Annotated in this window: 7 protein-coding genes and 1 tRNA gene; 1 reads left to right on the top strand and 7 read right to left on the bottom strand. The window is 57.8% G+C overall.

Going from position 1 to position 8,237, the window contains the following annotated elements; all coding sequences use genetic code 11:
* Window positions 1-109 precede the first annotated feature (109 nt).
* The 4 genes from E1297_RS06035 to E1297_RS49735 all read right to left on the bottom strand — a co-directional run bounded on the left by E1297_RS06035 (window position 110) and on the right by E1297_RS49735 (window position 5,533).
* Entirely contained in the window at window positions 110-1,402 is a 1,293-nt protein-coding gene (locus E1297_RS06035; RefSeq protein ID WP_155135252.1) for an RsmB/NOP family class I SAM-dependent RNA methyltransferase, read from the bottom strand.
* A gap of 42 nt (window positions 1,403-1,444) precedes the next feature.
* Window positions 1,445-2,947: an IMP dehydrogenase gene (guaB, locus tag E1297_RS06030; RefSeq protein WP_155135250.1), complete on the bottom strand. Its 1,503-nt coding sequence runs from the start codon at window positions 2,945-2,947 to the stop codon at window positions 1,445-1,447.
* 169 nt (window positions 2,948-3,116) lie between these two features.
* Complete coding sequence (locus E1297_RS06025; RefSeq protein WP_155135248.1) at window positions 3,117-3,827, bottom strand: RlmE family RNA methyltransferase; 711 nt, start codon at window positions 3,825-3,827, stop codon at window positions 3,117-3,119.
* Complete coding sequence (locus tag E1297_RS49735) at window positions 3,824-5,533, bottom strand: Ppx/GppA phosphatase family protein (RefSeq protein WP_368669467.1); 1,710 nt, start codon at window positions 5,531-5,533, stop codon at window positions 3,824-3,826. Before E1297_RS49735 ends, E1297_RS06025 begins: the two co-directional genes overlap by 4 nt.
* 243 nt (window positions 5,534-5,776) lie before the next feature.
* Here E1297_RS49735 and E1297_RS06015 point away from each other — a divergent pair.
* Window positions 5,777-5,850 (top strand) — tRNA-Gln (locus tag E1297_RS06015).
* 22 nt (window positions 5,851-5,872) lie between these two features.
* Here the strand turns inward: E1297_RS06015 and E1297_RS06010 are convergent.
* From E1297_RS06010 to E1297_RS06000, 3 genes are all read right to left on the bottom strand, one after another.
* Window positions 5,873-6,670, bottom strand: coding sequence for a type IIL restriction-modification enzyme MmeI (locus tag E1297_RS06010; RefSeq protein WP_155135246.1), 798 nt, complete (start codon window positions 6,668-6,670; stop codon window positions 5,873-5,875).
* Window positions 6,671-6,847: 177 nt separating this feature from the next.
* On the bottom strand, window positions 6,848-7,714 hold the full coding sequence (locus tag E1297_RS06005) for a hypothetical protein (protein WP_155135244.1): 867 nt from the start codon (window positions 7,712-7,714) through the stop codon (window positions 6,848-6,850).
* 146 nt (window positions 7,715-7,860) lie between these two features.
* A complete protein-coding gene (locus E1297_RS06000) occupies window positions 7,861-8,151 on the bottom strand; it encodes a DNA methyltransferase (protein ID WP_209015660.1) in 291 nt (96 codons plus the stop codon).
* Window positions 8,152-8,237: the final 86 nt, after the last annotated feature.

Genomic DNA, 8,237 nt, shown 5'->3' with positions numbered 1-8,237 from the left:
GACTGTCCGGAAACAGGGACGAACTCCATACCCGCCGGGCTCATCAGCTCGGCAGGGTGGGCTTGCGATCAATCAGTTTTAACGGCTTGAAATGACGATAAATCAGACGTCATTTCCGGCATTCCAGGATCGCAACAAAGAAACCATCCGTATCTGTGGAAGCCGGTGAAAGTGTGACATCTCCGCGCTCGCTGACATATGCGGGTTCCGATACTCCGGGTAGCCGGTCCCGCCACAAATCAAGCGCCGATACCGATTGGAATTCCGGATGTTTTTCGAGAAACCAAGAGATTTGCCCGGCATTTTCGGAGTTCAGCAAGGAACAGGTCACATATACCAGCCGCCCGCCCGGCTTGACGTAAGCCCGCGCGCGTTCAAGGACATTTCTTTGATCCTCGATACGATCCTCAAGCGCCTTTTCCGAAAGCCGCCATTTGGAATCCGGTCTGCGGCGCCACACACCGGTTCCCGTACAGGGCGCGTCGATGAAAACAAGGTCCATTTCTTCCTTGAGATCGTCAAGCGACGAACTCGCGGGGTCCCTGACCTGAACATTTCGCGCCCCTGCCCGCTTCAGACGTTCATGGATTGGGGCGAGCCGAAGCCGGTCGGCATCATAGGCGTAGATTTGCCCCTTGTTTTGCATCAGGGCCGACAGGGCCAGCGTCTTGCCGCCGCCACCGGCACAATAATCCAGAACCTGCATCCCCGGCGCGACGCCCGAAAGCTGCGCAGCCAGTTGGCTCGCCTCGTCCTGCAGTTCGAACCAGCCCTTCTGGTAGCCCTCCTCCGCCTGGACGTGCGGCATCCGCAAGGCACCCGGTTTCGGACGAATTCGCAGCCCCAAGGGCGACCTCGCACATGCCTGCGCATCCACATGAGACAGGCGCTTCAGGATCTTTTCCCGATCCGACTTGAGGCTGTTCACCCTCAGGTCGATTGGCGCGCGCGCAGCCAGAGCCTGACCTTCTGCCACAGCGCTTTCGCCGAAGAAATTCTCAAATTCCGGCCAGATCCACTCGGGCACATCTGCAGCCGCAGCCCCGCCAGGGACCGCATTCGACGCAAGACGAAGCGCCTCCTGCTCAGACCCTGTGGGTGGTGGCGGTGCATGGCGGTCACCATCTACCGCTTCGAGCAGGCCATCAACGCCTTTCTCCCAGGACAATACATAAACGCCGAATACCAGCATCCGGGCGGATGCGTCTCCCACCCGGGCTGCAAGGCTCAATTTATGACGCAGCGCATCAAAGACGAGATTTCCGATCGCCGTGCGATCACCGGAACCCGCAAACCGGTGGGCATTCCCCCAGTCCTTAAGGGCTGCCTGAACCGGCCGGTACCGGGTTTCAATCTCTTCGAGAACTTCGATTGCCGCCTGCAGGCGTCCACCGTCTTTCATACATGTCTCCGCCGCACATCCGCAGGAAGGCGGCCGTTTCCGTTAAACATTAGAGGGATAGTTCGGACTCTCACGCGTGATCGTGACGTCGTGCGCATGACTTTCACGCAAACCCGCTCCTGAAATCCGGATAAACCGCGCCTTTTCCTGAAAATCCGGAATGGTCTTTCCGCCCACATACCCCATGGCAGCCCGAAGCCCGCCTGCAAGCTGATGCAACACGCTGGACAACGCGCCCTTGTAAGGCACCTGTCCCTCGATCCCTTCCGGAACCAGCTTGAGAGTGTCACGAACCTCCGCCTGGAAGTAGCGGTCGGCCGAGCCGCGTGCCATGGCCCCGACAGATCCCATGCCGCGATAGGATTTGTAAGACCGCCCCTGGTGCAGATAGACTTCGCCCGGGCTTTCCTCGGTGCCGGCCAGTAGCGAACCCACCATGACGGTCGAGGCTCCCGCGGCAATCGCCTTGGCCAGATCGCCCGAATACTTGATACCGCCGTCAGCAACGACCGGAATGCCCTGCTTTTCGGCCGCGTTGAACGATTCCGTGATCGCGGTGAGCTGGGGCACACCAACACCTGCAACGATACGTGTGGTGCAGATCGACCCCGGTCCGATACCGACCTTGACGGCATCCGCTCCGGCATCGATCAACGCCTTGGTCGCGTCAGCGGTTGCCACATTACCGGCCAGAACCTGCACCGAGTTCGACAGCTGCTTCACCTTTTCGACCATCGACAGAACCCGGCTCGAATGGCCGTGAGCGGTGTCGACCACGACAAGGTCAACACCGGCATCGATCAGGCGCTCGGCACGGTCCATACCCTCATCGCCGACACTGGTCGCAGCAGCAACACGCAACCGCCCCTGATCATCCTTCGAGGCATTCGGATTGAGCTGCGCCTTTTCCATATCCTTGACGGTAATAAGACCGATGCAATTGTTGTCCTTGTCGACAACAAGGAGCTTTTCAATCCGGTGCTGATGCAATAGCCGCTTGGCTTCTTCCTGACTGACGCTTTCCGACACCGTGATCAGGTTTTCACGGGTCATCAGCTCGTAGACTTTTTGATCCGGGCTGGAGGCAAAGCGGACATCCCGGTTGGTCAGAATTCCAACCAGACGGCCGACAACCTGTCCGCCGCTGCCGCCGTTTTCGACAACAGGCACCCCGGAAATCCCGTAGCCCTTCATCAGATCAAGCGCATCCTGAAGCGTGGCATCGGGGCCGATCACCAGAGGATTGACCACCATGCCGGACTCGAACTTCTTGACCTTGCGGACTTCCTCCGCCTGCTGATCAAGAGTGAGATTGCGATGGATAACCCCGATCCCCCCGGCCTGCGCCATGGCGATGGCGAGCCGTCCTTCTGTCACCGTGTCCATGGCAGATGACAGGATCGGCAGGTTCAATTCCAGGCTTTTCGTAACCCTGGAGCGCAAATCCGTTTGCGCCGGCATCACCTCGGAATGGCCGGGAAGCAACAACACATCGTCGAATGTGAGGGCTTCACCACCGGTGGACGGGACGAAAAACGAGGCCATGCCAATTCCCCTATTAGTAAAAGTCTATACGGGACACAGCGCCATGGGGGGCGTTGCATCCTGAACGAATCGCTTCGGCTGTGCCGGAGAAGTTGGCGCGGGTCAATAACATGCAGGTGACAGGATGAAAAGACCCGATTGCCACGGAACCGGGCCATCCCCTGGAACCTTAATGTTCGCCCTGCTCCTGCCGCCCGCGAAAGCCTTTTGCAATCACATAGAGTTCCGGGCTTTCCTTGCGGCTTGCCGGCGGTTTCATGTGGGACACCGTCTTGAAGTCGTGCTTGAGCTGCTGCAACAACTGGTTTTCCGTTCCGCCACGGAACACCTTGGCGAGAAACGAGCCGCCGGGCACCAGATTCCGGATCGCGAAGTCGATGGCCACCTCGAACAGATGCGTCGTGCGCAAATGGTCTGTCTGCTTGTGACCTGTCGTCGGGGCCGCCATGTCGGAGATCACCACATCGGGACCATGCCCGCCAAGCGCGCTGATCAGCGCCTCCGGTGCATCATCATCCAGAAAATCCTTCTGCAAGAAGGCGACACCTGGAATGTGATCCATGGCGAGATAGTCGATGCCGACCACCTTGGGCGCTTCCGGTGCGGACCTGACCCGGTCAACCGCGATCTGGCACCAGCCGCCAGGAGCAGCCCCAAGGTCGACCACCCGGTAGCCGGGTTTAAGCAGATTGTACTTCTCGTCGATCTCGATCAGCTTATAGGCGGCCCGCGAACGATAGCCATCCTGCTTGGCACGGCGGACATACGGATCATTGAGCTGGCGCTCCAGCCAGCGTGTGGACGATTCCCGGCGCCCTGCGGATGTCTTCACACGAACATGAAGACCCCGGTCGCCCGTTCCCTTTTTCGAACGGCTCATGATTTGCCTCGATACTGGCCGCGCTCGCGGCCTCCCTGTCTGCGGCGCCGCGACCAGACGCCGTCAGCTGCCATTAATTCCGTCAAGATCCCCTCCCGAAGCCCCCGGTCGGCCACGCGCAACCGCGAACAGCTCCACCGGCGCCGGATGGCCTCCAGGATCGCGCAGCCTGCCAACACAAGATCGGCCCGGTCCGCTCCAATGCAAGGATTGTCAACGCGCTCCTCGTAAGGCATTCCGCGCAGACGATCAATCATGGTCGTTACCTGGGCATTGTCGAGCCATGCGCCGTCCACCCTGCGCCGGTCGTAACGCTTCAGCCCGAAATGCACCCCGGCGAGGGTTGTCACGGTTCCCGATGTGCCGAGCATGTGTACGGCACCGCTCGCAATGGCTGAACTCAGGTCGCTCCCGAGTGCAAAAGCGCTCAAGTGATCACTGACATCGGCAACCATTGCCTCAAATACCGCCGGGGTCACATCCACCCCGCCATGGCGCTCCGCCAGATTGACCACACCGACGGGAAGTGACGTCCATGAGCGGATAAACCGGGTCAGCGCATAGCCGCGCGCACCGCACCTGTTGCGCAAGTCCAGCCAGACAATTTCCGACGACCCGCCGCCGATATCAAACAGAATGACCCCGTCGGCCTCCTGATCGACAAGCGAAACACAGCCCGCAACCGCCAGACGCGCTTCGGTTTCCCGATCGACCACCTCAAGCGATAGCCCTGTTTCCGCGTGCACCCGATCGATAAACGCCATGCCGTTTTCAGCCGCCCGGCACGCTTCGGTGGCAATCAGCCGGGAGCGCTCGACACCGCGGTCCGACAATTTCCGGCGGCAATTCGCCAGCGCCTCGACGGCTCGATCCATCGCCGCCTCACTCAGACGCCGGTTGGCACCGACCCCTTCGCCGAGCCGCACGATGCGCGAATAGGCATCGACCACCCGGAAACCGCGTTCCTCGGGCCGCGCGATCAGCAAGCGGCAATTATTGGTCCCAAGATCGAGCGCGGCATAAAGCGGCTTTCCGCCAGACACGCCGTTCCCGCAGTGAAACCCGGCGTTTTTGAAAGGCTTTCCGGTTGTGTGTCTGGCGCTTGCGCGCCCGTGCCTGTCGGCCGCCGGGGCTGCATCCGGAGCTGGCGATGTGACCGCCGCCCCACGGCCATGCTTCAAACCGGACAATTTCCCGGAGGTACTCTGACCTTGACCGGATTGGACATTTTCACGCCCTGACCCCTTGTTTCCGGTCCGGAGATCGGCCTTCCGGTCCATGCCGGCGCCGTGTACGGCTACCCCTGTTCCCCGCTTGCGTTTACGCCGCCGGGGATCCCCCTGCTCTGCCGCCGGAGCCTGACTGCCGGACCGCCCTTTCGGCACGCCATTGAGGCGCGGATCATTCGACTTGCCACTCCCGCCCCCCGAGGGCATCGCCCCCTGGAGACACTGTGTGGTGCCGCCCCTTTCATCGCGTCCGTTTTGCAGATGCCCCGGCAAATCCGAGCGGGCATTTTTGTCCGACTGGGACTTGCCCGCCTGGGACGCGACCGCCTTGCCGGCGCCATTTTCGTCCCTTGCTCTGGCGCGGCGCTTGCGGCGCCTGCGCTTGGATCTGCCACGCTCAGAAAGAGCGCCTGACTTCCCGGACGCGTCAGCGGCTCCACGCCCGTTTGCGGGCGGTTCCTGACCTGACTCGCTCACTCTTTTACCTTTCAGCTCAGCCGGTTGCATAAACAATGCCCGGCTGGGCGCATGTCCTGTTGGCAAAACTGTAACAGGTTGAATTGCGCACGGAAAGGACTGGTTTGATGCCAAAGCAAAAAGTTGCGCGGCCGTGGACTGTTCGCGGTTTTCAACAAGCGGCAAAAAAACCGGGCATGGCTGTTGCATTCAATCAGCCGATGGATATATACGAGCCCTCACCGGCGCCGAGGCGCACCCAGTTGGGGAATAGGTTAACGGTAGACCCGCGGACTCTGACTCCGTTAGTCCTGGTTCGAATCCAGGTTCCCCAGCCAATTTTTCTGTAAGTCATTGATATTACGTGTTCCGATCCACTCCGGAACCGACATCTTCCACAAACATTGTGAAAAGGCAGCGCATCAGGAATAGGGCCACGCCACCAGCTTCATGTCCCCTGTCTTCCAGGGCTTGGGACACATTTGCCAGTCTTGCAGCTATATCACGTGTCACCTTTGCGCTCTGTCTGGACGGATCCAGCTTGAGAGGATCCCGCCAGATCATCGCAAGCCGTGTCCTGACGGTATCGTCCCTCAAGTCCTCAAGACGAACACGAAACGAATTCGGATCCGGAAAGGGTGAGTAGTGCCGGCCTGTTTCGGAAAAATCGGCAAACACCTCAATGAGACGGCCTACATCGCACGTCAGGATAAAAGGAGGATAGGGGTGGTCATCGGGTAACTTTCGCGCATAGCCTTCGGCCTGCTTGCGCGCGTTGGTCATGACAACGTCCCAGCCCTTGGAGTGGTTGGGACGCGTCGGATCTTCGACATCGAACAGATCACATTGACCTGATGCTTGAACACTTGGCTCTTTTACGCGGGTTTGTTTAGCCTCAAGAATAAAGCAGCCACGCTTGTAAAGATCGATACGCCCGCGCTTCGACGTCTCACCATATGAGTGGCTCTTTACTGCCCGCTCAAAAACATAGTCATTACGTTCATGGGCTGCAGATGCCGGTTTCGGTCTTGCAACCTGAAGAACATCGCAAAGTTCGGACAGAAACAATGCATAATTAGCGCGTTCCTGCCCTCCCTCGCCACCTGACCAACGGTTAATAAAACTCTCGACTTCCCCGTTAAATGATTGCCCCGCCAAGTGCCTACCCCCACCAAACTCCCCCAGCGTAATTTTCAAGATTGCATGAATATCCTTTACCTATCAATAAGAGTGGCGAAACTTGGTAAATTGCAACCGCCACCCTCCTTCAAACACCCCTTAAACCGCCTTTGAAAGCCGTTCAGAGGTGTAACTCATCTCAGTAGAGACGATTTTCTATTCTGCTGCGCTGGGGGTTTCCTCCAACGGCTCTTTGCCGCTAAAACCGACAATTCTATAAGCTTTGATTTTGTCATCGACACGAACGATCTCAACATCCACGTAATACAACATCAGCATTGGGTTCTCATCGGACGCTAAGATATCTGCCTTTAAACCGGCTTCATCATCGCCAAACAATATTGACTTGGCTGCGGGGTGTATCTCTTCGATGAGCCCTTTGTCCGGGCTTCTTTGACCTTCTGTCTTACCCGGTGAGCGGTCAAATGTTTTCCAAATCATGGCCACCGAGTTTTTTCGTTCAGCTTTTGGAAATTCCAACTCCGCCTTGGCTTCCGAGGCATTTTTGAAGGCGTTCTTCGCTGTATCAGTGGAAATGTTAATAATAGGACTGAAATCACCCTTAACATTCACATAGTTGATCACTTGGCTACCGCCAGAATCAACCGTGTTTTTCGTGATATTCATGACATTTTCGCATTCGCGAATTGAAACGTCTTTTGGGTCTGGTTTGGTCTCGAAACGCTTTATCAGCCCCCCTAACTTATTCGCGAAATCAAGCACTGCATTCGCAGCATCCACCGGACCGGCAGAGGTCAGAAGTGCGAGGCCAGTTTTTGCGTTATCGATAAACTCTGGTTGCAAAAAAACATCAATTGACCCGGGGGATACACTTCCCACGTAGAGTTTTGAGGCGTCGGAGTCTTTCACTCCTAGAACATTGCGGGAGTAATGTTGATACTCACGACCAATGCTTTTTAAGCCGGAAAGCAAGTCCGTTAGTTCAATTGGTTTTTCCGGTTCAATATGAATTGCCAAACCCAATCTGTGAGGCAACATCGACATAAAGTGCTCCTGAGCCATTTTCTTTAAAAATCCTCTTGAACATTAAGTCCGGCTTATTTGCTGTCGAGTCATTTTCAACAACCCAAAGCAGTTATCTTCAGCTCTTTCGCGCTATACGCAGGGCATTGGCATTACGTTCGGGTCCTAGACGCTTCAAACTCCCCTTAAACCGCCTTTGAAAGCCGTTCACTGGCGATCGTGTAATAGGCTTCTTCCCGCTCGCACCCGACAAACCGCCGTCCGGCCACAAGGGCTGCCACGCCGGTTGTTGCGGAGCCTGCAAACGGATCAAGCACCGTTCCGGCCGGACAGACCTGCACCAGCGCATCCATCAACGGCAACGGCTTGCCCGTGGTGTGCTGTTTCGGCCCGCCCGCAATCACCCCGCACCGGATCACGCCCGGATGCGTCGGGCCGTCCTTGTCGTGCCATGGCCCCTTGGAGCCCCACAACACGAACTCAGCCTGCTGGCGGAACCGACCCTTGGCCGGACGGCAGGCCTCCGTCTTGTCTCAGAGCCTGATTCAAAAGTTCACGCGTA

This window comes from Roseibium sp. RKSG952, from assembly GCF_009711355.1.
The sequence above is the reverse complement of the archived record's forward strand: the minus strand, read 5'-3'. Positions and strand labels throughout refer to the sequence as shown.

Excerpts from the sequence above, each read along its gene's own strand:
- guaB (WP_155135250.1), bottom strand. The coding sequence starts at position 2,947 with ATGGCCTCGTTTTTCGTCCCGTCCACCGGTGGTGAAGCCCTCACATTC.
- E1297_RS06025 (WP_155135248.1), bottom strand. The coding sequence starts at position 3,827 with ATGAGCCGTTCGAAAAAGGGAACGGGCGACCGGGGTCTTCATGTTCGT.
- E1297_RS06005 (WP_155135244.1), bottom strand. The coding sequence starts at position 7,714 with ATGGCTCAGGAGCACTTTATGTCGATGTTGCCTCACAGATTGGGTTTG.
- E1297_RS06035 (WP_155135252.1), bottom strand. The coding sequence starts at position 1,402 with ATGAAAGACGGTGGACGCCTGCAGGCGGCAATCGAAGTTCTCGAAGAG.